Here is a 24546-nt window from a genome sequence, read left to right on the forward strand (position 1 = left end):
CATGAAAAATAATTAATTGTTCTAAATCAACTTTTGAATATGGCAATAATGTTCAGATACGCTTAAATTGTTCTAGATCAAACTACGGCATAATGGGTAAATGGCCTATTTGTTGACCTGTATCCAGAACTCAACGCTGGGTCACGTAAAATCCTATTTATTGTGTGGGATTAGAAGCGTACTATTACCGCGGTGTAATACTGGGTAGTTGATATTGTTATTTTTGTTGTGTTTTTTTGGGCATTCACTGCGGGCTATTATGGGACTTCTGATTTATTGGGAAGTCTAGTTGCCGCAAGTCGGAGTCTTCCTGCGAGGAGCAAGGAGTCAAGATGTTTGATATTGTCGAACTGTCACGGTTACAGTTTGCCTTAACGGCAATGTACCATTTCCTATTTGTCCCACTCACGCTGGGTATGGCGTTTTTGTTGGCAATTATGGAATCGGTCTATGTGCTGTCCGGTAAACAAATCTATAAAGATATGACCAAATTCTGGGGCAAGTTATTTGCTATTAACTTTGCTCTGGGGGTTGCTACTGGTTTGACTATGGAGTTCCAGTTCGGGACTAACTGGTCATATTTCTCACATTACGTCGGCGATATCTTCGGTGCCCCTCTGGCAATCGAAGGTTTAATGGCGTTCTTCCTGGAATCTACTTTCGTCGGTCTATTCTTCTTCGGTTGGGATCGTCTGAGTAAGCATCAGCATTTGGCCGTAACCTGGCTGGTTGCATTAGGCTCTAACTTCTCTGCGCTGTGGATCTTGGTTGCCAATGGTTGGATGCAAAACCCGATTGCCTCTGATTTCAACTTTGAAACCATGCGGATGGAGATGCTGAGCTTCTCAGAACTGGTTCTGAACCCTGTCGCTCAGGTGAAATTCGTTCACACAGTGGCAGCCGGTTATGTTACCGGTGCGATGTTTGTTCTGGGTATCAGCTCCTACTATTTGCTGAAAGGCCGTGATATTCCGTTCGCCAAGCGCTCCTTTGCGATTGCTGCGAGCTTTGGTTTGGCCGCTACGCTGTCTGTTATTGTACTGGGTGATGAATCCGGTTATGAGATGGGCGACGTGCAGAAAACCAAACTGGCTGCCATTGAAGCTGAATGGGAAACCCAACCGCCTCCAGCTGCCTTTACGCTGTTTGCGATCCCTAATCAGGAAACAATGGAGAACCGCTTTGCTGTTCAGATTCCATTCGCGCTGGGCATCATCGCCACCCGTTCACTGGACACTCCGGTTATCGGCTTACGTGATTTGATGTCTCAACATGAAGTGCGCATCCGTAATGGTATTCAGGCTTATAGTTTGTTAGAAAAATTACGCGCCGGTAATACTGATCCAGCCGTACGTGAAGCTTTCAGTCAAACTAAGCAAGATCTGGGCTACGGTCTGTTACTGAAGCGCTATACGCAAAACGTGACTGATGCGACTGAAGAACAAATTCAGTTAGCCGCTAAAGACTCAATCCCGCGCGTTCTGCCGCTGTACTTTGCCTTCCGCATCATGGTGGCCTGTGGCTTCTTGATGTTGCTGATCATTGGTTTGTCGTTCTATAACGTCGTTCGTGGTCAGATTGGTCAGAAAAAATGGCTATTGCGTGCTGCGTTGTACGGTATCCCGTTGCCGTGGATTGCAGTAGAAGCCGGTTGGTTTGTGGCGGAATATGGCCGTCAACCATGGGCCATTGGTGAAGTGCTACCGACAGCAATTGCAAACTCATCCGTCACTGCTGGGGATATCCTATTCTCCATGGGGCTGATTTGCGGTCTGTACACGCTGTTCCTGGTTGCAGAAATGTACCTGATGTTCAAATTCGCGCGTCTTGGGCCTAGCAGCCTGAAAACTGGCCGCTATCATTTTGAACAGCCGACTGCACCAGTGCAGGAAGCACGGTAAACAGGAGTCCACTTATGTTTGATTATGAAGTATTACGATTTATCTGGTGGCTGCTGATCGGTGTGCTGCTGATTGGTTTCGCAGTCACCGATGGTTTCGATATGGGTGTCGGTATTCTGCTGCGGATCATCGGTAAGAATGATACAGAACGTCGGATTATGATTAACTCGATTGCCCCCCACTGGGATGGTAATCAGGTTTGGTTGATAACCGCAGGTGGGGCGCTGTTTGCCGCCTGGCCAATGGTGTATGCCGCCGCATTCTCCGGCTTCTATATTGCGATGATTCTGGTGTTGGCTGCGTTATTCTTCCGCCCGGTCGGTTTTGACTACCGCTCCAAGGTGGAAGATAACCGCTGGCGCAACATGTGGGACTGGGGCATCTTTGCGGGTAGCTTCGTCCCTGCGGTGGTGTTCGGTGTGGCGTTCGGTAACTTGCTGCAAGGCGTGCCCTTCCATATGGATAGCTACATGCGCCTGTTCTACACCGGTAACTTCTTCCAGTTGCTGAACCCGTTTGGCCTACTGGCGGGGGTGGTCAGCTTAACCATGCTGGTCACGCAAGGGGCAACCTATCTGCAAATGCGTACCCGCGGCGAGCTGCATCTGCGTTCCCGCGCTGCCGCGCAGATCTCTGCCTTGGTGATGGCGGTTGCCTTCCTGCTGGCCGGTATCTGGTTAGTTAATGGCATTGATGGTTTTGTTATTACCTCAGCGTTAGATACAGCAGCTCAATCTAACCCGATGCGCAAAGAAGTGGCACATCAGGCCGGTGCGTGGTTGATTAACTTCAACAAGTACCCAAGCCTGTGGGCGCTGCCTGCTCTTGGGGTGATTCTGCCACTGTTTACTATCTTGCTGTCGCGCTTTGAAAAAGGGGCTTGGGCCTTCCTGTTCTCATCACTGACCATTGCCTGTGTGATTTTGACTGCCGGGGTCACCATGTTCCCATTTGTTATGCCGTCAAGCACAGTGCCAAATATCAGTCTGACAATGTGGGATGCGACATCCAGCCTGTTGACACTACAAGTGATGACCATTGTTGCAATCATCTTTGTGCCTATCATCTTGCTGTACACCAGCTGGTGCTACTACAAAATGTTCGGGCGCATTGATAAAGACTTTATCGAAAACAACAAGCATTCACTGTACTAAGGAGCATAAAGCATGTGGTATTTTGCCTGGATTCTAGGGACACTTCTGGCCTGCTCCTTTGGTATCATTACTGCTCTGGCGCTGGAGCAGAGTGAAGCCAATGCAGCCGAGAAAGCCGCTAAAAATGGCGAAGACGATGTTGTCCGATAAGTTATATGAGTTAATGGATAAGGGCCCGCTTAGGGCCCTTTCACTGCTGCTCGCGTTTGCTGTGGCTTTCTGTGTGTTTTGGGACCCTTCGCGTTTCGCGGCGGCAACCAGCTCACTTGAAGTGTGGCAAGAGGTGTTTATCGTGTGGGCAGTGTGTACTGGTGTGATTCATGGTGTAGGTTTTCGCCCTAAACGGGTGTGGCTGCGCGCTTTTTTCTCACCACTTCCAGCAATTGTGATCTTGGGCGCGGGATTATTCTACTTTTTCGCTTAATCTCAACCTATATCGCCTAATCTGCACAAAATCTCTCCTTATGGGCCGCCTGGCCCATAATTATTTTCGTTCTATTCTCGCAAGTGATTCCAAAGCGTAACGCTCTTCAGTATAGTGTGTCCGTTAATTGCATTACTGGGAAGTAGAGTGAGTAATACGTTGTTTCGATGGCCAGTACGTGTCTATTTTGAAGACACCGATGCTGGTGGCGTGGTTTACCATGCACGCTACGTTGCCTTTTACGAAAGGGCGCGCACAGAAATGTTGCGCCAACGCAATTTCCACCAGCAGCAATTGCTCAGTGAGCATGTCGCTTTCGCTGTCCGCCGCATGACGGTAGAATATCTGGCACCTGCACGTCTTGATGATATGCTGGAAGTTCAGAGTGAAATTACCGCAATGCGTGGGGCTTCTCTCACGTTTGCTCAACGAATTCTCGACTCACATGGCAATCTTCTGAGTAGTGCAGAAGTATTGATCGCATGTATCGATCCACACCAAATGAAGCCAAGAGCGCTTCCTAAGTCTATTGTCGCGGAGTTTAAGTAGTGGCTGACATGAACATTCTGGATTTATTCCTGCAGGCAAGCCTATTTGTTAAGCTTATCATGCTGGTTTTGATGGGCTTTTCTATTGCTTCATGGGCGATCATCATTCAGCGAACGCGTATTCTGAATGCTGCCACCCGCGATGCGGAAGCCTTCGAAGATAAATTTTGGTCCGGCATTGAGTTATCTCGCCTGTATCAGGAAAGCCAGGCCCGCCGCGATACGCTTGGCGGCTCCGAGCAGATCTTCCATTCTGGTTTTAAAGAGTTTGCCCGTTTGCACCGTGCAAACAGCCACGCACCTGAGGCCGTGATTGACGGCGCTTCCCGTGCGATGCGCATCTCAATGAACCGTGAATTAGAAGCGCTGGAAACTCATATTCCATTCCTTGGTACTGTCGGTTCCATCAGTCCGTATATTGGCCTGTTTGGTACAGTATGGGGGATTATGCACGCCTTTATTTCTCTGGGTGCGGTAAAGCAGGCAACATTGCAGATGGTCGCACCGGGTATTGCTGAAGCACTGATTGCTACGGCAATCGGTCTGTTTGCAGCCATCCCTGCGGTTATGGCTTATAACCGTCTGAATCAGCGCGTGAATAAACTTGAACAAAACTATGACAACTTCATGGAAGAGTTCATTGCTATTCTGCATCGTCAGGCTTTTGCCAGCGCTGATAGCAAATAAGTAGGGGGTTGTATGGCGCGAGTACGTGGTCGTAAACGTCGCGAGCTTAAGTCTGAAATTAACATTGTTCCCTTGCTTGACGTCTTGCTGGTGCTATTGCTGATTTTTATGGCGACAGCGCCGATTATCACGCAAAGCGTTGAAGTGGACCTGCCTGATGCGACGGATTCAAAAACCGTCTCAAGTGATGATAATCCACCGGTGATTGTCGAAGTGTCAGGTGTGGGGCAATATTCGCTGGTGATTGATCATCAGCGGATGGAGCAACTGCCCTCAGAACAAGTGGTGGCGGAAGCTCAGGCGAGATTGAAATCGAATCCGAAAACCGTATTCCTGATTGGCGGCGCAAAAGAGGTCCCTTATGATGAAATCATCAAGGCCCTGAATATGCTGCATCAGGCTGGCGTGACATCGGTGGGCTTAATGACTCAACCGATATAAATTTGTGTTGATATTGGCTAGATTGCTAGTGAATCCAGTCAGTAGATACCCTGTTTTTAGCAGTTCCGTTTTTTAGAAATAGAGCGCGGACATCGAGTGTGGAAATCGAGCGTGGGTAAGGCAACCGAGCAAAATGATAAGCTGAATCGCGCCATTATAGTTTCGGTGGTTCTGCATATCGTATTGATTGCCCTGTTGATTTGGGGCTCTCTGACGCAGACGACTGAAATGGGCGGCGGTGGTGCTGGTGGCGAAGTTATCGACGCCGTCATGGTCGATCCGGGCGCGGTGACAGAACAGTATAACCGTCAGCAACAGCAGCAGACGGATGCTAAACGCGCAGAACAGCAACGCCAGAAGAAAGCCGAACAACAAGCGGAAGAGTTACAGCAAAAACAGGCCACAGAACAACAGCGCCTGAAAGAGTTGGAAAAAGAGCGTCTGCAAGCGCAAGAAGATGCCAAGCAGGCGGCTGAAGAACAGAAAAAACAAGCCGCTGAGCAGCAAAAACAGGCCGCTGAGCAACAGAAAGTTGCCGCCGCCGCTGCTGCAAAAGCGAAAGAAGAGCAGAAACAGGCTGAGGCCGCAGCGGCTCAGGCCAAAGCGGAAGCAGACAAAATCGTGAAAGCGCAGGCTGACGCGCAGAAAAAAGCGGAAGCTGAAGCCAAAAAAGAGGCTGCTGTAGCGGCCGCGGCGAAGAAACAAGCCGATGCTGATGCGAAGAAGGCCGCAGAAGCTGCTGAAAAAGCCGCAACCGATGCTGCTGAAAAGAAAGCGGCCGCAGATGCTGAGAAAAAAGCTGCCGCAGAAGCTGCGGCTGCCACAACAGACGTAGATGATCTGTTTGGTGGCCTGGCAAACTCCAAGAATGCACCGAAAAGTGGTTCAGGCGCAGGTGCTGCCGCCGCAGGTAAAGGTGGTGGCAAGAAGAGTGGGGCATCAGCGGGTGATATCAGTGGCTATCTGGGCCAGGTAACCGCTGCAATCCAAAGTAAATTTTATGATGCAGATCTTTACAAAGGCCGTACCTGTAATCTGCGAATTAAATTAGCACCAGATGGTCTATTAATTGATGTTAAAGCGGAAGGTGGCGACCCGGCACTGTGTCAGGCTGCTATTGCCGCGGCAAAACTGGCTAAAATACCTAAACCGCCAAGCCAGGATGTTTATGAAGTGTTTAAGAATGTTCCACTTGATTTTAAACCGCAATAAAGTTTGATTGGCAGTGGATAATAGTGTTAATCGACCAGTGGATTATGTAGTTTTGTTTGCGTTGGTTTGTTAAAATTCTGCTAATTATCGCGGGCATCCCGCTCGGATAAGGGAGACAAGATGAAGCAGGCATTTCGAGTAGCGCTAGGCTTTTTAGTTTTATGGGCGTCTGTATTACACGCAGAAGTTCGAATTGAGATTACCCAAGGGGTAGACTCTGCGCGCCCAATTGGAGTCGTTCCATTCAAATGGATGGGGCCGGGCACACCACCTGAAGAGATTGGCGCTATTGTTGGCGCGGATTTACGTAACAGTGGTAAGTTTAACCCTATTGACGCAGCTCGCATGCCACAACAGCCCTCCACTGCGGCTGAAGTCACGCCTGCGGCCTGGACGGCATTGGGTATTGATGCCGTTGTTGTTGGTCAGGTTCAACCGAGTGCCGATGGCAGTTATGTCGTTTCTTACCAGTTAGTCGATACTTCTGGTGCTGCAGGTAGCGTTTTGGCGCAAAACCAGTATAAAGTAACCAAGCAATGGTTACGTTATGCCGCGCATACTGCCAGTGATGAAGTATTTGAAAAACTGACCGGGATTAAAGGTGCTTTCCGCACCCGTATTGCTTATGTCGTGCAGACGAACGGCGGTAAATTCCCACATGAATTGCGGGTTTCTGATTACGATGGCTACAACCAGTTTGTGGTTCACCGCTCTCCTGAACCTTTGATGTCACCAGCCTGGTCTCCAGATGGTAGCAAAATTGCTTATGTCACTTTCGAGAGTGGTAAATCAGCACTGGTTATCCAGACGCTGGCAAATGGTGCAATCAGACAAGTGGCTTCATTCCCACGTCATAATGGCGCACCAGCCTTCTCACCGGACGGGACTAAACTGGCCTTCGCGTTATCTAAAAGCGGTAGCCTGAACTTGTATGTTATGGACTTAGCTTCTGGCCAAATCAGCCAGGTTACTGATGGCCGTAGCAATAACACAGAACCAAGCTGGTTCCCGGATAGCCAAAATCTGGCCTATACCTCGGATCAGGGCGGTCGTCCACAAGTGTATAAAGTGAATATTAATGGCGGTGCGCCACAGCGAATCACGTGGGAAGGTTCTCAGAACCAGAACGCAGATGTGAGTCCTGATGGTAAGTTCCTGGTATTGGTTAGTTCCAATGGTGGGGCGCAACACATCGCCAAACAGGATCTAGTAACGGGAGCCGTTCAAGTATTAACGGACACGTTCCTGGATGAAACGCCTAGTATCGCGCCTAACGGCACCATGGTTATCTATAGCTCGACACAAGGGCTGGGAGCCGTGTTACAGCTGGTCTCGACTGATGGGCGTTTCAAAGCGCGTCTTCCGGCAACTGATGGACAGGTCAAATTTCCTGCCTGGTCGCCGTATCTGTGATGCATGTGTAAATACGTATGTATGGCAAACTATAAAAGGATCAAAGAGATGCAACTGAACAAAGTGCTAAAAGGGCTAATGTTGGCTTTGCCAGTTCTGGCTGTAGCTGCGTGTAGTTCTAACAAAAGCGCAAATAATGACCAATCTGGCATGGGCGCTGGCACTGGTACAGAAAACGGCAGCAACCTGTCTTCCGAAGAGCAAGCACGTCTTCAGATGCAAGAACTGCAAAAGAACAATATCGTTTACTTCGGTTTCGATAAATACGATATCGGTTCTGACTTCGCTCAAATGCTGGATGCACATGCTGCATTCCTGCGTAGCAACCCATCTTACAAAGTTGTTGTTGAAGGCCACGCGGATGAACGCGGTACGCCAGAATACAACATCGCGTTGGGCGAGCGTCGTGCTAATGCAGTGAAGATGTATCTGCAAGGTAAAGGCGTTTCTGCTGACCAGATCTCTATCGTTTCTTACGGTAAAGAGAAACCAGCAGTACTGGGCCATGACGAAGCAGCGTTCGCTAAAAACCGTCGTGCAGTTCTGGTTTACTAAGAGAATCGCATGAACAGTAACTTCAGACGTCACTTGGTGGGTCTGTCGTTACTGGTTGGCGTAGCGGTCCCATGGGCCGCTACTGCCCAAGCGCCAATCAGTAATGTCGGCTCCGGCTCGGTAGAAGATCGGGTCACTCAACTTGAGCGTATTTCCAACGCTCACAGCCAGCTATTAACTCAACTTCAGCAACAACTGTCTGATTCGCAACGCGATGTTGATAGTTTACGCGGTCAGATCCAAGAAAATCAGTACCAGCTCAATCAAATTGTTGAGCGGCAAAAACAGATCTACCAGCAGATGGATAGTCTGAGTGGTGGTCAGGGGGCTTCAACAGCCGCGCCTGCGGCTGATGCTGCTGCGTCAGCTAATGCAGCGACTGGAAGTTCCGATACTGCTGCGGCAGGGACAATAGCTACTACAGCGGCTCCTGCGGCAAGTACTGGTGATGAAAACAGCGATTATAATGCGGCTGTTTCCTTGGCTCTTGAGAAAAAGCAATACGATCAAGCGATCACTGCTTTCCAAGGTTTTGTGAAACAGTATCCAAAGTCGACTTACCAGCCTAATGCCAACTACTGGCTAGGGCAGTTGTATTACAACAAAGGTAAGAAAGACGATGCTGCATATTATTATGCTGTTGTAGTGAAAAATTATCCCAAGTCTCCAAAAAGTTCAGAAGCGATGTTTAAAGTTGGGGTGATCATGCAGGATAAAGGCCAAAGCGATAAAGCGAAGGCGGTTTATCAACAAGTGATCAAGCAATATCCTAATACTGATGCTGCTAAACAGGCACAGAAACGTTTATCTGCTCTTTAGCCTTTTTCGAGTCCAGGAATTGGTCATATTGACTAATTTCTGGGCTTTGGCGAGCGAAGAACAAGCAGTTAGACGCCTCAACAGAAATTTAAGTTGCACTGTGAAGAGAAATTAGTAATATATGCCGCCGTTGCCAAGACAACTTGTAAAACGTTAAGGCAGCAGGAAATTATCGTCAGTAGTACCGGTAATGGGTCGTTAGCTCAGTTGGTAGAGCAGTTGACTTTTAATCAATTGGTCGCAGGTTCGAATCCCGCACGACCCACCATTACCTTTGCAAGACGAGCAGTTCCGCACGACAGACTCCGCGTTGTCATCAAGTAATAATACATAATGGGTCGTTAGCTCAGTTGGTAGAGCAGTTGACTTTTAATCAATTGGTCGCAGGTTCGAATCCCGCACGACCCACCATTATGTAGCAGCATAGTTATCCCGCACCACGAATATCGAATTGTCATTAAGCAGTAAATACATAATGGGTCGTTAGCTCAGTTGGTAGAGCAGTTGACTTTTAATCAATTGGTCGCAGGTTCGAATCCCGCACGACCCACCATTATGTAGCAGCACAGTTATCCCGCACCACGAATACCGAATTGTCATTAAGCAGTAAGTACATAATGGGCCGTTAGCTCAGTTGGTAGAGCAGTTGACTTTTAATCAATTGGTCGCAGGTTCGAGCCGAGCGAAGCGAGACAGCAACGCGCTAGCGTTGACCCGAAGGGCGAGTCCGCAGGACGAGTAATCCCGCACGATGAGCATCGAATTGTTAGTCAGTAACAAAACATAATGGGCCGTTAGCTCAGTTGGTAGAGCAGTTGACTTTTAATCAATTGGTCGCAGGTTCGAATCCCGCACGGCCCACCATTATGTTTATGTCGCCTGAACCATACTCCTCCCAAGCTCCCAATTTATATTTTTACTTCCAGCCCCCAAATATCATCTCTATAATCTTCCTACCGCTCTTCTATCACTCTATTTTTCACCTCACTTTTAACTCCATTAAACATTTTTGCCATTATCGGACAATATCGAGCGACTTTTCGCTAAATATTGGTTATTTTGTTTAGGATAAAAAACAAACCAATTCTACTGGCAGTCAGCAATGGTTGGTGGCGTCGGAATGATTGGCAACAGAGATGTGAGCGATGAGCGAAATTTTTGATGTGAATGCGGCTATTTACCCTTTCCCACCACGTCCAGTCCCTCTGGATGCGGATGAAAAAGCCTTTTACCGTGAGAAAATCAAAACACTGCTGAAGCAACGCGATGCTGTGTTAGTCGCTCACTATTATACCGATCCCGAAATTCAGGCATTGGCAGAAGAGACCGGTGGCTGCGTCGCTGATTCCCTCGAAATGGCGCGCTTTGGCAATACTCATCCGGCTTCGACCCTATTGGTCGCCGGCGTGCGCTTTATGGGGGAGACGGCCAAAATTCTCAATCCAGAGAAGCGAGTATTGATGCCCACCCTGAATGCCGAGTGCTCGCTGGATTTAGGTTGCCCGATTGATGAATTTGCCGCCTTCTGTGATAGCCACCCAGATCGCACCGTGGTGGTCTATGCCAATACCTCGGCGGCAGTAAAGGCCAGAGCTGACTGGGTGGTCACCTCGAGTATTGCTGTTGAGTTGATCGAGCATCTCGATAGCTTGGGCGAGAAAATCCTCTGGGCGCCCGACCGCCATTTGGGCAACTACGTGCAGAAGAGGAGTGGGGCAGATATCTTATGCTGGCAGGGGGCCTGTATCGTCCATGACGAGTTTAAAACCCAGGCACTGGCCCGTATGAAAGCCCTGCACCCTGACGCGGCGGTGCTGGTCCATCCGGAGTCTCCTCAGGCGATCGTCGATATGGCGGATGCTGTTGGTTCAACCAGCCAACTGATTCAGGCGGCAAAAACCTTGCCGCAGCAGAAATTGATCGTCGCAACCGATCGCGGCATTTTTTACAAGATGCAGCAGGCTTGCCCGGATAAAGAGTTATTTGAAGCGCCAACCGCAGGCGAAGGCGCGACATGCAGAACATGCGCCCATTGTCCGTGGATGGCGATGAACGGCCTCAGAGCCATTGCTGAAGGGCTGGAGCAGGGCGGGGTGATGCATGAGATAGATGTTGATGAAGCGTTGCGTCAGCAGGCGCTGATACCGCTAAATCGTATGTTGGATTTTGCCAACCAATTGAAGTTGCAAATCAAAGGCAATGCTTAAGTTGTGAATTCGATTAAATGGCCTTAACACTTATTATTTATACCAAAAATTATTTATACCCAAAAAATTTGGCGTTGCAGGTAGGCGGCAACAAGAGAATCCCGATGAGTTTACATCAGTAAGTGATTCGGGTGAGGGCGCGTGGTCAACACCCCTGCAACTTCAAATACGATGGGTGACAGCTAAAAGGACGCCAAATGGATCTCTTCAGTACAAGCAATATATTGGTGCATATTCCGCTGGGTGCGGGCGGTTATGACCTTTCATGGATTGAGGCGATTGGTACGCTGTTTGGGTTGCTGTGCATCTGGTTTGCCAGCAAAGAGAAGATCATCAACTATCTGTTTGGTTTGATTAACGTGACACTGTTCGCGGTGATTTTCTTCCAGATCCAGCTCTATGCCAGCTTGTTATTGCAGCTGTTCTTCTTCGTCGCCAATATTTACGGCTGGTATGCCTGGAGCAAACAGACCCCCGATAATCAGGCTGAGTTGAAGATCCGCTGGCTATCTTTGCCCAAGGCATTGGGTTGGGCGGCGGTCTGCATCGCCGGTATCACCTTGATGACACTGCATATTGATAGCGTATTTGCCTGGTTGACTCGGGTGGCTGTGACGGTGATGCAGAGCTTAGGTGCCAATGTGCAAATGCCTGAGTTGCAACCTGATGCTTTCCCCTTCTGGGACTCCACCATGATGGTCTTGTCCATTGTGGCAATGATCCTGATGACCCGCAAATATGTTGAAAACTGGTTGATTTGGGTGGTGATTGACGTGATCAGTGTCGCAATATTCGCCTATCAAGGGGTGTACGCCATGGCGCTGGAGTACGTAATACTGACGCTGATTGCCCTGAACGGTTCGTGGTTGTGGATGAAGAGTGCGGCGCGAAATCATTCACGCCCGCTGTCGGTCCAAGGTAAGTAATATTTCAGTTCAATAGCTTTTTGCTGGGTAGCATTAATCAGGCCGTAGGTTTCCCTGTGTGGAGCCTACGGCCTGACTGTTGGCCTCAGTGATGATGGTGGTGATGCCCCCCTGCCGGAGTCGCCTGATTAATTGAGCAGTCGGGGGTTTCGCAGCCCTGATACTCCATTTGAATGGTGGCATGACCAATATTGTAGTGATGCAATAAATGGTGCTGAATACGTTGCAGCAATTCATCATTATCCCTTGGGGGGATCACCTGCACATGCAGCGTCATAAGCCGCTGGTCACCGACTTGCCATAGATGAACGTGATGGACATCCCTCACTTCATATATGTCAGTACATAGGCCTTGGCGCAGTTTCGCGATATCAATCTCCTGCGGCGCGCCTTCCAACAATTCATGGAAACTCTCTTTCAGTAGCCGCCAGGCGCTACGTAGCACTAACGCAGAGACCAATACTGACAAAATAGGGTCGATTGGCGTCCAGCCGGTGGTTAGGATCACGATGGCGGCGATGATCGCCCCGACTGAGCCTAATAAATCCCCCAAGACATGTAGGGCCGCAGCGCGCACATTGATATTTTTCTCTTCCTCACCCCGATGAAGTATCCAGAAGCAGAAGATATTCGCCAGTAGCCCTGCAATGGCGATGATTAACATCGGCACGCCCATGACTTCATGGGGGGAGACGAAGCGTTGGACGGCCTCCCAGACAATCAGCACGACTATCAAGAGTAATGCGGCGGCGTTCACAAAAGCGGCCAGCGTCGTCAGTCGCAAATAGCCAAAGGTATGGCGGGAGTCGGGTTTTCGCTGCGAAAAGTGTACGGCCATCAACGCGATGAATAATGCAGCAGAGTCAGTCAGCATGTGCCCCGCATCCGCCAGCAGCGCCAGAGAGCCGGATAACCAGCCACCAATAGCTTCGACTATCATAAACAGGGTAGTGACAGTGAAGGCGATCAGCAGACGTTTGCTATTGCTGTTTGGTGGGAAAAGTGAGGATGCTGCCATGTTTATCCTTTGACCATGAGATAGGTGCTGGTAACAGTTTGTTTATGTTAACGCTGGTAGAGTTGGATTCAAGCTGTGAATTAACTACGCCGATAAAATTGTTGTTGAGTATAGGTCTTAGGGGCGAGTTTGCCTTACTGGCTTTAACTCAGGTTAATCCGTGTTCAACATTTAAAGCGACAAAGTAGATTTACAGCGTTCAATTCACCAGCTAAATTGGTTCAACTATATTGGTACAGATAGACGTTGTGCGATGATCGTCACAAGACTTAATGGAAAAGCTATGAATTACCTGAATGATGACCTACGGATTAATGAAATTAAGGAACTCCTGCCCCCTGTTGCCCTGTTAGAGAAGTTTCCTGCCAGCAAAAATGCCGCAGAAACCGTATCCAAGACCCGCACAGCGATTCACAATATTTTGCGCGCAAATGATGACCGTCTGTTGGTGGTGATTGGCCCATGCTCAATTCATGATACTCAGGCGGCAAAAGAGTACGCCACCCGTTTGCTGGCGCTGCGCGAAGAGCTGCAAAGCGAGCTGGAAGTGGTGATGCGAGTCTATTTTGAAAAACCGCGTACCACGGTGGGTTGGAAAGGTCTGATTAACGATCCGCATATGGATGGTAGCTACGACATCAATGACGGTTTGCGTATCGCCCGTAAGTTGCTGCTGGATATTAACGATAGCGGTTTACCGGCGGCGGGTGAGTTTTTGGATATGATCACCCCGCAATATCTGGCTGACCTGATGAGCTGGGGGGCTATTGGCGCCCGTACTACTGAGTCTCAGGTTCATCGTGAGCTGGCGTCGGGCCTCTCTTGCCCGGTTGGATTTAAAAATGGCACTGATGGCACGATTAAAGTCGCCATTGATGCAATTAATGCCGCCAGTGCGCCACACTGCTTCCTGTCTGTGACCAAATGGGGCCATTCAGCGATAGTCAATACCGCCGGTAATGGTGATTGCCATATCATTTTACGTGGCGGTAAAGAGCCAAACTACAGCAGCGCACATGTTGTGGCGGTTAAAGAGGGGCTAAGCAAAGCGGGCCTTGAACCACAGATAATGATTGATTTCAGCCATGCCAACAGCAGTAAGCAATTCAAAAAGCAGATGGAAGTCGGGACTGATGTTTGCCGCCAGATTGCTCAGGGTGAGAAATCCATTATGGGCGTGATGATTGAGAGCCATCTGGTGGAAGGCAATCAGAATCTTGAAAGTGGTGAGCCACTGACTTACGGCAAGAGTGTCACCGATGCCTGTATTGGCTGGGAAGATACCGAAGTGTTACTACGCCAACTGGCCAGCGCAGTGAAGGCACGCCGCCAGTAAGCGCTGTCTGCCGTCAAACAAACCGCCGATGCAAATGATTAGGCAGGCAAATAAAAACCCCCGGCATCAATGATGAACGGGGGTTTTTTAATGGCGCTAATCAGGGATAATTACTTTGCTTTGCCCTGATTGGCAACCGCAGCCGCTTTAGCTGCGATCTCTTCAGCATTGCCCAGATAGTAGTGTTTGATTGGTTTGAAGTTTTCATCAAACTCATACACCAATGGCACGCCAGTTGGGATGTTCAGCTCAAGAATCTCTTCTTCATTCAGATCATCGAGATATTTTACCAAAGCACGCAGAGAGTTACCGTGGGCGGCGATGATAACGCGCTCGCCGCTGGCAATGCGTGGTTTGATCACCTCTTCCCAATAAGGGATAACGCGATCGATAGTCAGCGCCAGACTCTCAGTGGTCGGCAGCTCTGCATCGGTTAATTTTGCATAACGTGGGTCATGGCCTGGGAAGCGCTCATCACTTTTGTCCAGTGCTGGTGGCGTGATAGCAAAGCCGCGACGCCACAGTTTAACTTGGTCATCGCCGTATTTAGCCGCAGTTTCTGATTTATCCAAACCTTGCAGCGCGCCGTAATGACGCTCATTCAGCTTCCAGGTTTTTTCTGTTGGCAACCAGGCTTGATCCAACTCATCCAGAATGCTCCACAAAGTGTGGATAGCGCGTTTGAGCACTGAGGTGTAAGCGAAATCAAAAGCGAAGCCTTCGTCTTTTAACAGCTTGCCCGCTGCTTTTGCTTCAGTACGGCCCTTCTCAGATAAATCAACGTCATACCAACCGGTGAAACGGTTTTCGTTGTTCCATTGACTTTCGCCGTGACGTACCAGAACCAGCTTTGTTACTGCCATAGTTCGAACTCCTCAAATGATTCAATGATAACTATTATCATTATATTGCCGGATTGCCGCTAACAGCAATCGTTTGTGTTTAACCATAACCAATTTTTTGCGTTAACGTAAGGGCGTTAGTTGAATCGATTCTGCGAAATACAATCTGCCCTTGGAACCGCAGGGGCACGTTTACCTGCGATGCCAATGACTTTGGCTATAGTGAGTGTTATCCGAGGGGTTAGGCCGCTTTTTTCAGGCAAGTACTCATAAAGGTTTTGCGCTCATCGCCTGTTAGTGCTTTGGTTGCGGCTTCGGCATTACAGCTTTTCATTTTCTGCTGTTGTGGCGTCAGAGCTTTTGCATCTGGCGCAGGCTGTGCTTTCAGGCATTGACTCATGAAGCTCTTCCGCTCATCCCCTTTTAGCGATTTTGTGGCTGCCTGCTTATTACAATCGGTCATTTTCTGTTGCTGCGCGGCTTGAGCGGGTGAGGGCGTCTTAGCCGTATCTGCTGCTATTACATTGGCATTTAGCAACAAGCCTGCTGAGAGCAACCATAAGGTAGTTAGACGCATAGGGATTCCCTTTATTTAACCACGGGTTATAAGCTATTTTGGCGTCTGAAAGGGCAGGCAACAGCGGAACCGGCCGCCTGACAGATGCCATTAAGCGTAGTTGGCGGCCGCATATAAAAAAAGTTACAAGGCGATAAAATGATAAACAGTGGTCGCGCGATAGGTTTTCCCCGGTTTTAGCCAGCAATCTGGTTGTGGCCATTCGGGGTGATTCGGGCTATCCGGCAGGAATTCACTCTCTAGTGCAACACCGGTGTAGTTGGCGTAAGTTCCGCCATTGCGTGATGGCGTACCACAAAGGAAATTGCCGCTATACAGCTGCAACGCCGGAGCTGTGGTGTAGACACTCATCTGTACGCGATGGTCAGATGACCACAAATGGGCCGCCGGGCTCTCTGTGGCACCACAGGTGCGGTGTAACAGGTAAGCATGGTCATACCCTTTCACCCGCTGTTGGCAACGATCTTGCAGGAAGTCGCGCGCCAATGTTTTCGGCTGACGGAAATCCATGCCGGTTTTCTCAACATTCGCCAACCCGCCTGTTGGGATACCATCACTATCGACGGGTAAATAGCGGTCGGCAAACAGCTGTAAACGGTGCGCGCGAACATCACGCCCTTCGCCATCAAGATTGAAGTAAGCATGATTGGTCAGATTCACTGGACAGGCCTTATCCACCTGCGCCTGATAGTGGATCTCCAATCGATTATCTTCGGTTAACAGATACTGCACTTCAGCGGTCAGATTGCCGGGGAAACCCTGATCACCATCAGGCGAATGCAGTTGGTAGGTGACCTGCTTCTCATCCTGCTTAACCTTTTGCCAGCGGCGGGCATGGAACCCCTCTGGGCCACCATGAAGCTGGTGAGGGCCTTGATTCGGTATCAGTTGCAGGTTTTGCCCCTCCAGGGTGATTTGCGCGTTAGCAATCCGATTTGCATAGCGACCAACCGTGGCGCCGAGGTATGCCGCCTGCTGCAAGTAGTCAGCGGGGGTTTGGCAACCCAGCAGCAGTTCGCGTTTTTCGCCCGCTGGCAGCGGCAGTATCGCCGATAGCCAGGTAGCACCCCAGTCCATCAGCGTCACGCTCACACCTGACTTATTGCGCAACTCGGTCATGACAAAGGGGTGACCATCCGGTGCTAACTGGTCAACACTGCCTGGCGATGCAGCGTCGTTTTTCAGCATAAACCCGCTCCTTGTGAGGCCTGACATACGTAGAAGGTTTCTGTCCTGCCGCCGCTATGTGCCGGATACTCGCGCGCGACGGTAGCTCGAACTTGCTCGACCAGCGATGTTGGCATTAGCGCGACAATACAGCCGCCAAAACCACCGCCAGTCATACGAACACCACCTTGCTCCCCAATCACCGATTTAACAATATCCACCAGGCTATCGATCGGTGGAACTGTGATCTCGAAATCATCACGCATCGAAATATGAGACTCCTGCATCAATTGCCCCATCAATTTCAAGTCACCAGCGGCCAGTGCAGTGGCGGCGGCCAGCGTGCGCTCATTTTCGGTAATCACATGGCGAGCGCGTTTAGCGACCACCGGATCTAGCTCATCCTGAATGGAGAAAAATAGATTAGGATCGACGTCGCGCAACGCTTTGACCCCAAAGAAGCGGGCGGCAGTTTCACACTGCTGACGGCGGGTGTTGTATTCGCTATCAACCAGACCCCGTTTCACATTGGAGTTAATAATCACCACCGCGACATTGGCCGGCATCGGCACTGCGCGGGTTTCCAGTGTGCGGCAATCGATCAAGAGCGCGTGATCTTGCTGACCCAGTGCGGAGATCAACTGATCCATGATGCCGCAGTTACAGCCGACAAACTGGTTTTCAGCCTCCTGGCCATTCAGTGCCAGCTCCACGCCACTGAGCGGCAACTGGTAGAGTGATTGCAGCGCCTGACCGACCGCCACTTCCAATGATGCCGATGAGCTAAGGCCCGCGCCCTGCGGTACATTGCCGCTGATCACCAAATCCGCGCCACCAAAATCGGCATGGCGTAGTTGCAAATGCTTCACCACGCCGCGCACATAATCTGCCCAGCGGTACTCCGGGTGTGGAATGATTGGGGCATCAAGGGAGAAAATATCCTGCTGATTGTCATAATCTGCGGCAATCACCCGAACTTGACGGTCATCACGCTTACCGCAGCTGATCACCGTTTCATAATCAATGGCGCAGGGCAGCACAAAACCGTCGTTATAATCGGTATGTTCGCCAATGAGATTGACGCGGCCCGGCGCTTTAATGGTTACCTCAGCGTCGCGGTTAAACTGTTGGCGGAAAATAGCCTGGGTATGCTGTTTTAAACTCATTATTTGACTCCGCCTTCCCGATAATGAACATCACTGACTGCCCGCAGCTGTTCAGCCGCCTGCTCTGCTGTAAGGTCGCGCTGGGTCTCGGCCAGCATTTCATAACCCACCATAAATTTACGTACCGACGCCGAGCGCAGTAGTGGTGGGTAGAAGTGAGCATGTAACTGCCAGTGCGCGTTGTTGTCGCTGTTATCAGTACCATTGCTGCTATCAGTGCCACTAATGCTATAGGGCGCGCCGTGCCATCCCATTGAGTAGGGGAAGGAGCACGAGAAGAGATTGTCGTAGCGGCTAGTCAGTTTTTTCAGCGCGATAGCCAGATCGGCGCGCTGCGCTGCCGAGATATCCTCTAAGCGCAATATCTGCACCTTTGGCAGCAACAAGGTTTCAAATGGCCATGCCGCCCAATAGGGCACCACCGCTAACCAGTGCTCGGTTTCAACCACCGTTCTGCTGCCGTCACGGCGCTCACGTTCGGCATAATCAAGTAGCATGGGCGACCGATGTTGCTGAAAATAGTCCCGCTGTAGGCGGTCTTCGCGCGCGGCCTCATTCGGCAGGAAGCTATTAGCCCAAATTTGCCCATGGGGATGGGGGTTCGAGCAGCCCATCGCCGCGCCTTTATTCTCAAATACTTGCACCCACGGGTAAATTTTACCCAACTCGGCACTCTGCTGTTGCCAGCTCTGAATCACATCTTCCAGTGCCGGCAGGGTCAGCTGTGGCAGGGTTTTACTGTGATCCGGTGAGAAGCAAATAACACGGCTGGTGCCACGAGCGCTTTGGCTACGCATCAGGGGATCTTCGCTCTGCGGCGCATCGGGGGTCTCGGGCATTAGCGCGGCAAAATCATTGGTAAACACATAGGTGGAGGTGTAGTCAGGATTGACATCCCCCGTCACCCGGGTATTACCAGGACATAAGAAACAGTCAGGATCGTGCGCAGGTAAGCTCTCCGTCGCCGCGGCTTCTTGCTGGCCTTGCCATGGGCGTTTGGCCCGATGGGGCGAGACTAACACCCACTGATCACTCAGTGGGTTATATCTGCGATGTGGATGATCCACAGGGTTAAAATCAGTCATAACAATACCTTAATCGGGGTAGCCCTGCGGATTGTTGGATTGCCAGCGCCAGGTATCGGCTGCCATTTCGTCAAGTGAGCGGCTGGTGCGCCAGCCCAACTGTTCTGCGGCTTTGGTCGAATCAGCCCAGTAAGCGGGCAGATCGCCCTCGCGACGTGGGGCAAAGTGGTAGGCCAGCGGCTTGCCACAAGCTTTGGTAAACGCCTCGACCACTTGCAGGACACTGCTGCCGACACCGGCACCCAGATTGAAAATATGTACGCCGGGCTGATTGTGGAGTTTTTTCATCGCCACCACATGACCATCGGCTAAATCGACCACATGAATGTAATCACGCACCCCAGTGCCATCAGGGGTGGGGTAGTCATTACCGAATATCGCCAGTGATTCACGGCGGCCGACGGCAACCTGAGCAATAAATGGCATCAGATTATTTGGGATGCCCTGCGGGTCTTCACCCATCAGCCCTGACGGATGGGCGCCGACCGGATTGAAATAGCGCAGAATCGTCATATTCCATTGTGGATCAGCCAGTTGCACATCTTGCAAAATTTGCTCAACCATCAATTTACTGCGGCCATAGGGGCTGGATGGGGAGCCTGTTGGGAAGCTTTCGACGTAAGGTATTTTCGGCTGATCGCCATAGACCGTGGCAGATGAGCTGAAGATAAAGTTTTTGACTTGAGCGGCGCGCATCGCCTCCAGCAAGACCAGAGTGCCGTAGACATTATTATTGTAATATTCCAATGGCTTACTGACCGACTCACCCACGGCTTTCAGGCCCGCAAAATGAATGACGGAACTAATAGGATGAGCTGCAAATATTTTGTCAAGCAGGGCGCGATCACGGATATCACCCTGATAAAGTTGAGGTGTATAGCCGGTCAGGCAGTTTATCCGATCTAACACGCTGGATTTGCTATTGCAAAGGTTGTCGAGGATCACTGGTTTATGACCAGTTTTAATCAATTGCACACAGGTATGGCTGCCAATGTAACCGCTACCACCTGTTACCAGAACGTACATAAAAGTCTCCTCGAATGACTTTGGTCTAAGAAAGATAGCATGCCATTATCTGCGAAAAGGTGATCTGCGCTCAATAATGGAATCGTTTACACTCAATTTTATCCAAGTTTATTCTCTGTTGCAGCATAAATAGTGCGGAATGAACAAGGTTAGATAAAAAATCACAAAAATCTCGGTGGTGACAATGATATCTGAAATGGTAGCGTTCCCATCCATCAATTTAGCAGGAATGTCCAGTTAGTGATGTTATGAGCCGATACCGCGCTGAACGCGCAGATCGGCTCGGAAGGAAGCTACCAATCAATGCTACTGCGGCAAATAGAGTGGATAGGTGAAGAAGAGTAAGTGCAGCAGATTAAATGCGAAATGGAATGCCACGGCTACCCATAAACGACCACTCCACAGCCATGCCAGGCCGTAAATCAAACCAGCCAGCGTGGCGAATATCATTAACAGTGGGCCGCCGGCAAAATGTACTGCGCCAAAGAGCAGGGCGGTGATGATCAATGCCGGATAGCTCCCTAACCACTGACTCAAACGCTGCTGCAAATAGCCACGGAATAGTGCTTCTTCCGCCAAACAAACAAAAAAGAGATTGGCGACCACGAAGGAGCCAATCCATGCTGGGGTGTGCAATTCAATCTTCAGGCCACCCAAGGCGACGGCCAACAGCAGCAATGCAGGCATGCTGACAATCAATCCAATCCAGCCCATTCGGCTCATTGATGGATGATTTTTGGCAACAAACAGAGTGGGCAGGCAAGCCAGCAAAATAAAGGGGATCAGCGCTTTATCAAGGTTGTAGTACATGGTGAATAGCGCGCTGAGCGGCCCTACCGTGACGTTATCCAGCACTTTGAGATTATTAAAGCCGGGCACCAGATGCAGCAAGAGCGCGATGGAGGCCAATACCAGCAGGGTTTCCAGCCCGACAGCTAGCCATTTTTGCGGACGGTATCTATTTAGTAGCAGCGCAACGATCAGGGTCACCAGCAAAAATGCGGCTGAGGGCAGTGTCAGGACGCCGTGATAAAAGGCAATCGACAGTGACGAGGCCAGGAGAAACAGGGCAAGAACCCGGTTAATAGATAAAAAAAGCAGCGAAGCCGCCAGGATACCCCACATAAATAATCCCTTTATTGAATGGTTCATTACCCACAATCAGCACTGATAATGGCTGGCGCTAGAGATCATAACATAGGCGATTTAGCGGGGTAACTTCTCTTGACGATAGTGATAGATATCACCCTCAGGAATAAAGGTTAGACGGTGAGTTATGCACTGCGGTGCATCTTCCGCATGGTGAGAGACGAACAGGAGTTGCGTCTCCCCCTCGCCGATCATCACATCAATAAAACGGCGGACTAACAGGCGATTGAGCGGATCTAAACCTTGTAATGGCTCATCAAGAATCAGGAGTGCCGGATGTTTAACCAGCGCCCGTGCGATCAATGCCAGTCGTTGTTGCCCCCAGGATAAGCTATGGAAAGGCTGATTAGCGGCGGAGGCAGAGAAGCCCAACAGGGCCAGCCATTCATCGGCTAACTGTTGCTGGCGGTCAGATACAGCTTGATAAATACCAATAGAGTCGAAAAAGCCGGACAAAATGACGTTACGCAAACTGGAGCTGACCCGATAGTCCAAATGCAGGCTACTGCTGACATAACCAATATGGCGCTTGATATCCCAGATGGTTTCGCCACTGCCACGGCGGCGGCCAAACAGTGTCAAATCATTGCTGTAGCCTTGTGGATGGTCACCGGTAATCAAGCTGAGCAAGGTTGATTTCCCCGCGCCGTTCTGGCCGATAATTTGCCAGTGCTCGCCGGGATTCACCTGCCAACTCAGATTGTGCAGAATAGGGCGGTCATTGTACTCCACCACCCCATTACGCAATATAATCAGCGGGTTATCTTGTGGTAAGCCGCGCTGCTGCGGGTGTTCTGTTTCGGGAAGCAACAAGCCATCCAGATTTTCACTGTGGGCCAGTTGGGCTATCAGGGCTTCTGATAGAATTTGTTGTCGTGGGCCGCTATGGGTCAGATGGCACTCCGCCAGCACGCCGACATACTGCACAAAAACAGGGATATCATCAAAGCGATTGAGTACCAGAACCAGTGTGACACCTTGCGCAGAGAGGGTGGATAACATGCCCGCTAGTTGTGCGCGGGCGGTGACATCCAGCCCATCGAAGGGTTCATCCAGAATCAACAGGTCCGGTTGTGGCATCAGTGCGCGGCACAACACTGTTTTGCGGGTTTCACCGGTAGAGAGATATTTAAATCGACGTGAGAGTAGGTGGCTGATACCAAATTGCTCGGCTAACTGCTGGCAGCGCTGCGGATCCTGGCACTCTTCCTGAATAATTTCAGCGGTGGTGCGCCCGGTATCATCTTCATCTGCGCTGAGCAGGTCAGTGTTATTGCGCTGCCACTCTTCGCTGACTAACTGCTGGAGCTGCTCGAATGACAACCGCACCGTATGGCGAAAATCACTCTGGCGGCTGCCGTTTAGCAGGGTTAGCTCTCCTGATAATGCTTTGGCGAGTGCTGATTTTCCGCTGCCATTAGCACCAACAAATGCCCAACTATCGCCGGATTGCTGGTGATCGCCCGGCAGCTCTTTATCACTAACAGAGATAGATAACTCCGGCACGATGAGTGTCCGAGTGTCACTTAGGCGAAAACAACCTTGCGATATATGCAACTCAGACATCACCCTTCCCACATTCTGCAACACAATATGAGTGTTAGGGATAAGCGGAAAGGGCCGGATTGTCAATAAGCAATACCACACTCACGGCTAATAACTGAGCTGAATTATTTAGCAAAGTGTCGCGATAATGACGCGATCAGCATTGAATTGAGCAATAACAGGGCTGCCGACACGTAAATTCAGTTGGTGTAACTCACTGTTGTTTTGCGTCGAACAGAGGCTGGCTCCCCCCGTTAAGGTCACTATGACTTCACTGTGATCGTGGCCCGGTTCGATGCTGGCAACTCTCCCCGAAAGGGAGTTATCTGCGGCACCCGCCAGTGCCTGATCAATGACCAGTTTCACCCAGGGCGCTTTTATCAGCGCCAATACCTCTTTGCCGGTTGAAAGTTGTAGCCGATCGGCGCTCTGCTGGGTCACCGCTGCGGATAGACGAGTTTTACCGTCTGACAGCAGAATATTGATGTGTTGCTGAACCTGCTGGTGGTCGCGCTCAATGACGGCGCCAAAAAATTGATTGCGGGCGCTGGTTTGCAGTGAAAAGCGGGAAATAGCGGCCAGTAAGCTATCGAGTGGCATCGAATCATCTTTCAGCGTATCGAACGCTTTTTGCTGAATCTTCTCGAGCAAATCATAAAGCTGGATTAAGCGCTCGCCGTAACGGGTCAGATGCGCACCGCCGCCACCTTTGCCACCGGTTGCCCGCTCCACTAATATCTCTTCCGCCAAGGTATTCATCTCATTGATGGCATCCCAGGCACTTTTATAGCTAATACCGGCGAGTTTTGCCCCCTGACTGATAGATCCGCTGTGCTGTATCTGTTTCAGCAAGGCAATGCGTCGAGGGTCGGCAAACAGCCGTTGCTGAAGTTTTAATGTCAGTAGGATTTCGGCCTGCATGTCTATTTTGCTCCAGCGGGAAAGAGTTATCGTGCTCTAACTACCTGTTTATAGGCAGATCGCACGTTTGGCAGGTTACATTTTTTTGCTGTTAGTTAAAATAACAGGATTCACTTATTGCTGATATAATTTACAGCAAATGATAGATGGTAGTTATTGTGGTAATCTAGGTTATCGCTCAATAAGCAGTAATGAGAGGCTGGCATGTTAGATTTATTGAAAAGTCTGCTTTTTGCCGTGGTCATGGTACCTGTGGTGATGGCAGTGATTTTGGGTATGATCTATGGGCTGGGAGAGGTGTTTAACATCATCTCTAAAACAGGCCACAGCAAAGAACGCTCCTAATCTGATCTCCGAATTTTAATGCCCGGCACCTCAATGCTGGGCATTTTCGTTTTTATGCTTCGCTTCATCTCTCCCCATCTGG

At 50.1% G+C, this 24546-nt stretch carries 25 protein-coding genes, 4 tRNA genes and 1 other RNA gene; 20 read left to right on the top strand and 10 right to left on the bottom strand.

Annotation, left to right across the window (positions count from 1 at the left end; all coding sequences use genetic code 11):
- Positions 1-332 precede the first annotated feature (332 nt).
- From cydA to pnuC, 18 genes are all read left to right on the top strand, one after another.
- The gene (gene cydA, locus HRK25_RS12380) at positions 333-1901 is read left to right on the top strand and encodes a cytochrome ubiquinol oxidase subunit I (protein ID WP_005278483.1); all 1569 of its coding nucleotides are present in this window, start codon (positions 333-335) and stop codon (positions 1899-1901) included.
- 14 nt (positions 1902-1915) lie between these two features.
- Positions 1916-3055 carry a cytochrome d ubiquinol oxidase subunit II gene (cydB, locus tag HRK25_RS12385; RefSeq protein WP_005278486.1) on the top strand — a complete coding sequence of 380 codons (1140 nt, stop codon included), beginning with the start codon at positions 1916-1918 and terminating at the stop codon, positions 3053-3055.
- 12 nt (positions 3056-3067) lie between these two features.
- A complete protein-coding gene (gene cydX, locus HRK25_RS12390) occupies positions 3068-3205 on the top strand; it encodes a cytochrome bd-I oxidase subunit CydX (RefSeq protein ID WP_005278488.1) in 138 nt (45 codons plus the stop codon).
- A complete protein-coding gene (gene ybgE / locus HRK25_RS12395) occupies positions 3192-3479 on the top strand; it encodes a cyd operon protein YbgE (RefSeq protein ID WP_049599449.1) in 288 nt (95 codons plus the stop codon). Before cydX ends, ybgE begins: the two co-directional genes overlap by 14 nt.
- Before the next feature lie 147 nt (positions 3480-3626).
- On the top strand, positions 3627-4028 hold the full coding sequence (gene ybgC / locus HRK25_RS12400) for a tol-pal system-associated acyl-CoA thioesterase (protein ID WP_005165498.1): 402 nt from the start codon (positions 3627-3629) through the stop codon (positions 4026-4028).
- The gene (tolQ, locus tag HRK25_RS12405; protein WP_004715787.1) at positions 4028-4714 is read left to right on the top strand and encodes a Tol-Pal system protein TolQ; all 687 of its coding nucleotides are present in this window, start codon (positions 4028-4030) and stop codon (positions 4712-4714) included. Before ybgC ends, tolQ begins: the two co-directional genes overlap by 1 nt.
- Before the next feature lie 12 nt (positions 4715-4726).
- Positions 4727-5155, top strand: a complete 429-nt coding sequence (gene tolR, locus HRK25_RS12410) for a colicin uptake protein TolR (protein ID WP_004393306.1) — start codon at positions 4727-4729, stop codon at positions 5153-5155.
- A gap of 111 nt (positions 5156-5266) precedes the next feature.
- Positions 5267-6367, top strand: coding sequence for a cell envelope integrity protein TolA (gene tolA, locus HRK25_RS12415; RefSeq protein ID WP_005278494.1), 1101 nt, complete (start codon positions 5267-5269; stop codon positions 6365-6367).
- 120 nt (positions 6368-6487) lie between these two features.
- Positions 6488-7780 carry a Tol-Pal system beta propeller repeat protein TolB gene (gene tolB / locus HRK25_RS12420; protein WP_005278498.1) on the top strand — a complete coding sequence of 431 codons (1293 nt, stop codon included), beginning with the start codon at positions 6488-6490 and terminating at the stop codon, positions 7778-7780.
- Positions 7781-7828: 48 nt separating this feature from the next.
- Positions 7829-8335 carry a peptidoglycan-associated lipoprotein Pal gene (pal, locus tag HRK25_RS12425; RefSeq protein WP_005278500.1) on the top strand — a complete coding sequence of 169 codons (507 nt, stop codon included), beginning with the start codon at positions 7829-7831 and terminating at the stop codon, positions 8333-8335.
- 9 nt (positions 8336-8344) lie between these two features.
- Positions 8345-9154 carry a cell division protein CpoB gene (gene cpoB, locus HRK25_RS12430; RefSeq protein ID WP_032898745.1) on the top strand — a complete coding sequence of 270 codons (810 nt, stop codon included), beginning with the start codon at positions 8345-8347 and terminating at the stop codon, positions 9152-9154.
- A gap of 192 nt (positions 9155-9346) precedes the next feature.
- Positions 9347-9422 (top strand) — tRNA-Lys (locus HRK25_RS12435).
- A gap of 67 nt (positions 9423-9489) precedes the next feature.
- A tRNA-Lys gene (locus HRK25_RS12440) sits at positions 9490-9565 on the top strand.
- Between the two features lie 66 nt (positions 9566-9631).
- Positions 9632-9707, top strand: a tRNA-Lys gene (locus HRK25_RS12445).
- Between the two features lie 73 nt (positions 9708-9780).
- Positions 9781-9913, top strand: a non-coding RNA gene (locus HRK25_RS12450) — RtT sRNA.
- Positions 9914-9942: 29 nt separating this feature from the next.
- Positions 9943-10018 (top strand) — tRNA-Lys (locus HRK25_RS12455).
- Positions 10019-10299: 281 nt separating this feature from the next.
- A complete protein-coding gene (nadA, locus tag HRK25_RS12460; protein WP_005277946.1) occupies positions 10300-11361 on the top strand; it encodes a quinolinate synthase NadA in 1062 nt (353 codons plus the stop codon).
- Between the two features lie 197 nt (positions 11362-11558).
- Positions 11559-12287, top strand: a complete 729-nt coding sequence (gene pnuC / locus HRK25_RS12465; protein WP_032898651.1) for a nicotinamide riboside transporter PnuC — start codon at positions 11559-11561, stop codon at positions 12285-12287.
- Positions 12288-12372: 85 nt separating this feature from the next.
- On the opposite strand, the gene zitB is transcribed toward pnuC, so the two are convergent.
- Positions 12373-13305, bottom strand: a complete 933-nt coding sequence (zitB, locus tag HRK25_RS12470) for a CDF family zinc transporter ZitB (RefSeq protein WP_005277939.1) — start codon at positions 13303-13305, stop codon at positions 12373-12375.
- 283 nt (positions 13306-13588) lie between these two features.
- Between zitB and aroG the strand changes: the two genes are divergently transcribed.
- A complete protein-coding gene (gene aroG, locus HRK25_RS12475; RefSeq protein WP_005277937.1) occupies positions 13589-14641 on the top strand; it encodes a 3-deoxy-7-phosphoheptulonate synthase AroG in 1053 nt (350 codons plus the stop codon).
- A gap of 110 nt (positions 14642-14751) precedes the next feature.
- Here aroG and gpmA read toward each other — a convergent pair whose 3' ends face one another.
- From gpmA to modE, 9 genes are all read right to left on the bottom strand, one after another.
- On the bottom strand, positions 14752-15504 hold the full coding sequence (gpmA, locus tag HRK25_RS12480) for a 2,3-diphosphoglycerate-dependent phosphoglycerate mutase (protein ID WP_004877283.1): 753 nt from the start codon (positions 15502-15504) through the stop codon (positions 14752-14754).
- Positions 15505-15724: 220 nt separating this feature from the next.
- Positions 15725-16060, bottom strand: a complete 336-nt coding sequence (locus HRK25_RS12485) for a PsiF family protein (protein WP_032898648.1) — start codon at positions 16058-16060, stop codon at positions 15725-15727.
- A gap of 123 nt (positions 16061-16183) precedes the next feature.
- Positions 16184-17248 (bottom strand): galactose-1-epimerase, encoded by a 1065-nt coding sequence (galM, locus tag HRK25_RS12490; protein WP_032898646.1) that lies wholly within the window; start codon positions 17246-17248, stop codon positions 16184-16186.
- The gene (gene galK / locus HRK25_RS12495) at positions 17242-18393 is read right to left on the bottom strand and encodes a galactokinase (protein WP_005277927.1); all 1152 of its coding nucleotides are present in this window, start codon (positions 18391-18393) and stop codon (positions 17242-17244) included. Before galK ends, galM begins: the two co-directional genes overlap by 7 nt.
- A complete protein-coding gene (gene galT, locus HRK25_RS12500; protein ID WP_032898644.1) occupies positions 18393-19478 on the bottom strand; it encodes a galactose-1-phosphate uridylyltransferase in 1086 nt (361 codons plus the stop codon). The genes galK and galT overlap by 1 nt, the downstream gene beginning before the upstream one ends.
- Positions 19479-19487: 9 nt before the next feature.
- Complete coding sequence (gene galE / locus HRK25_RS12505) at positions 19488-20504, bottom strand: UDP-glucose 4-epimerase GalE (protein WP_005277924.1); 1017 nt, start codon at positions 20502-20504, stop codon at positions 19488-19490.
- A gap of 306 nt (positions 20505-20810) precedes the next feature.
- Complete coding sequence (locus HRK25_RS12510) at positions 20811-21629, bottom strand: CPBP family intramembrane glutamic endopeptidase (protein ID WP_032898642.1); 819 nt, start codon at positions 21627-21629, stop codon at positions 20811-20813.
- A gap of 81 nt (positions 21630-21710) precedes the next feature.
- Positions 21711-23219 carry a molybdate ABC transporter ATP-binding protein ModF gene (modF, locus tag HRK25_RS12515; protein WP_032898640.1) on the bottom strand — a complete coding sequence of 503 codons (1509 nt, stop codon included), beginning with the start codon at positions 23217-23219 and terminating at the stop codon, positions 21711-21713.
- Between the two features lie 108 nt (positions 23220-23327).
- A complete protein-coding gene (gene modE, locus HRK25_RS12520) occupies positions 23328-24119 on the bottom strand; it encodes a molybdenum-dependent transcriptional regulator (RefSeq protein WP_005277914.1) in 792 nt (263 codons plus the stop codon).
- Between the two features lie 204 nt (positions 24120-24323).
- Between modE and HRK25_RS12525 the strand changes: the two genes are divergently transcribed.
- Positions 24324-24464, top strand: a complete 141-nt coding sequence (locus HRK25_RS12525) for an AcrZ family multidrug efflux pump-associated protein (RefSeq protein ID WP_005277911.1) — start codon at positions 24324-24326, stop codon at positions 24462-24464.
- The last annotated feature ends 82 nt before the right edge of the window (positions 24465-24546 follow it).

Source organism: Yersinia bercovieri ATCC 43970, from assembly GCF_013282745.1.
GTDB lineage: Bacteria > Pseudomonadota > Gammaproteobacteria > Enterobacterales > Enterobacteriaceae > Yersinia > Yersinia bercovieri.

What these genes read in the sequence shown, in the direction of transcription:
- cpoB (WP_032898745.1), top strand. Translation starts at nt 8,345, where the DNA reads ATGAACAGTAACTTCAGACGTCACTTGGTGGGTCTGTCGTTACTGGTT.
- cydA (WP_005278483.1), top strand. Translation starts at nt 333, where the DNA reads ATGTTTGATATTGTCGAACTGTCACGGTTACAGTTTGCCTTAACGGCA.
- galK (WP_005277927.1), bottom strand. Translation starts at nt 18,393, where the DNA reads ATGAGTTTAAAACAGCATACCCAGGCTATTTTCCGCCAACAGTTTAAC.
- HRK25_RS12525 (WP_005277911.1), top strand. Translation starts at nt 24,324, where the DNA reads ATGTTAGATTTATTGAAAAGTCTGCTTTTTGCCGTGGTCATGGTACCT.
- nadA (WP_005277946.1), top strand. Translation starts at nt 10,300, where the DNA reads ATGAGCGAAATTTTTGATGTGAATGCGGCTATTTACCCTTTCCCACCA.
- tolR (WP_004393306.1), top strand. Translation starts at nt 4,727, where the DNA reads ATGGCGCGAGTACGTGGTCGTAAACGTCGCGAGCTTAAGTCTGAAATT.
- cydB (WP_005278486.1), top strand. Translation starts at nt 1,916, where the DNA reads ATGTTTGATTATGAAGTATTACGATTTATCTGGTGGCTGCTGATCGGT.
- tolB (WP_005278498.1), top strand. Translation starts at nt 6,488, where the DNA reads ATGAAGCAGGCATTTCGAGTAGCGCTAGGCTTTTTAGTTTTATGGGCG.
- galT (WP_032898644.1), bottom strand. Translation starts at nt 19,478, where the DNA reads ATGACTGATTTTAACCCTGTGGATCATCCACATCGCAGATATAACCCA.
- aroG (WP_005277937.1), top strand. Translation starts at nt 13,589, where the DNA reads ATGAATTACCTGAATGATGACCTACGGATTAATGAAATTAAGGAACTC.
- pal (WP_005278500.1), top strand. Translation starts at nt 7,829, where the DNA reads ATGCAACTGAACAAAGTGCTAAAAGGGCTAATGTTGGCTTTGCCAGTT.
- gpmA (WP_004877283.1), bottom strand. Translation starts at nt 15,504, where the DNA reads ATGGCAGTAACAAAGCTGGTTCTGGTACGTCACGGCGAAAGTCAATGG.
- zitB (WP_005277939.1), bottom strand. Translation starts at nt 13,305, where the DNA reads ATGGCAGCATCCTCACTTTTCCCACCAAACAGCAATAGCAAACGTCTG.
- HRK25_RS12510 (WP_032898642.1), bottom strand. Translation starts at nt 21,629, where the DNA reads ATGTGGGGTATCCTGGCGGCTTCGCTGCTTTTTTTATCTATTAACCGG.
- pnuC (WP_032898651.1), top strand. Translation starts at nt 11,559, where the DNA reads ATGGATCTCTTCAGTACAAGCAATATATTGGTGCATATTCCGCTGGGT.
- cydX (WP_005278488.1), top strand. Translation starts at nt 3,068, where the DNA reads ATGTGGTATTTTGCCTGGATTCTAGGGACACTTCTGGCCTGCTCCTTT.
- galE (WP_005277924.1), bottom strand. Translation starts at nt 20,504, where the DNA reads ATGTACGTTCTGGTAACAGGTGGTAGCGGTTACATTGGCAGCCATACC.
- ybgE (WP_049599449.1), top strand. Translation starts at nt 3,192, where the DNA reads ATGTTGTCCGATAAGTTATATGAGTTAATGGATAAGGGCCCGCTTAGG.
- galM (WP_032898646.1), bottom strand. Translation starts at nt 17,248, where the DNA reads ATGCTGAAAAACGACGCTGCATCGCCAGGCAGTGTTGACCAGTTAGCA.
- HRK25_RS12485 (WP_032898648.1), bottom strand. Translation starts at nt 16,060, where the DNA reads ATGCGTCTAACTACCTTATGGTTGCTCTCAGCAGGCTTGTTGCTAAAT.
- modE (WP_005277914.1), bottom strand. Translation starts at nt 24,119, where the DNA reads ATGCAGGCCGAAATCCTACTGACATTAAAACTTCAGCAACGGCTGTTT.
- modF (WP_032898640.1), bottom strand. Translation starts at nt 23,219, where the DNA reads ATGTCTGAGTTGCATATATCGCAAGGTTGTTTTCGCCTAAGTGACACT.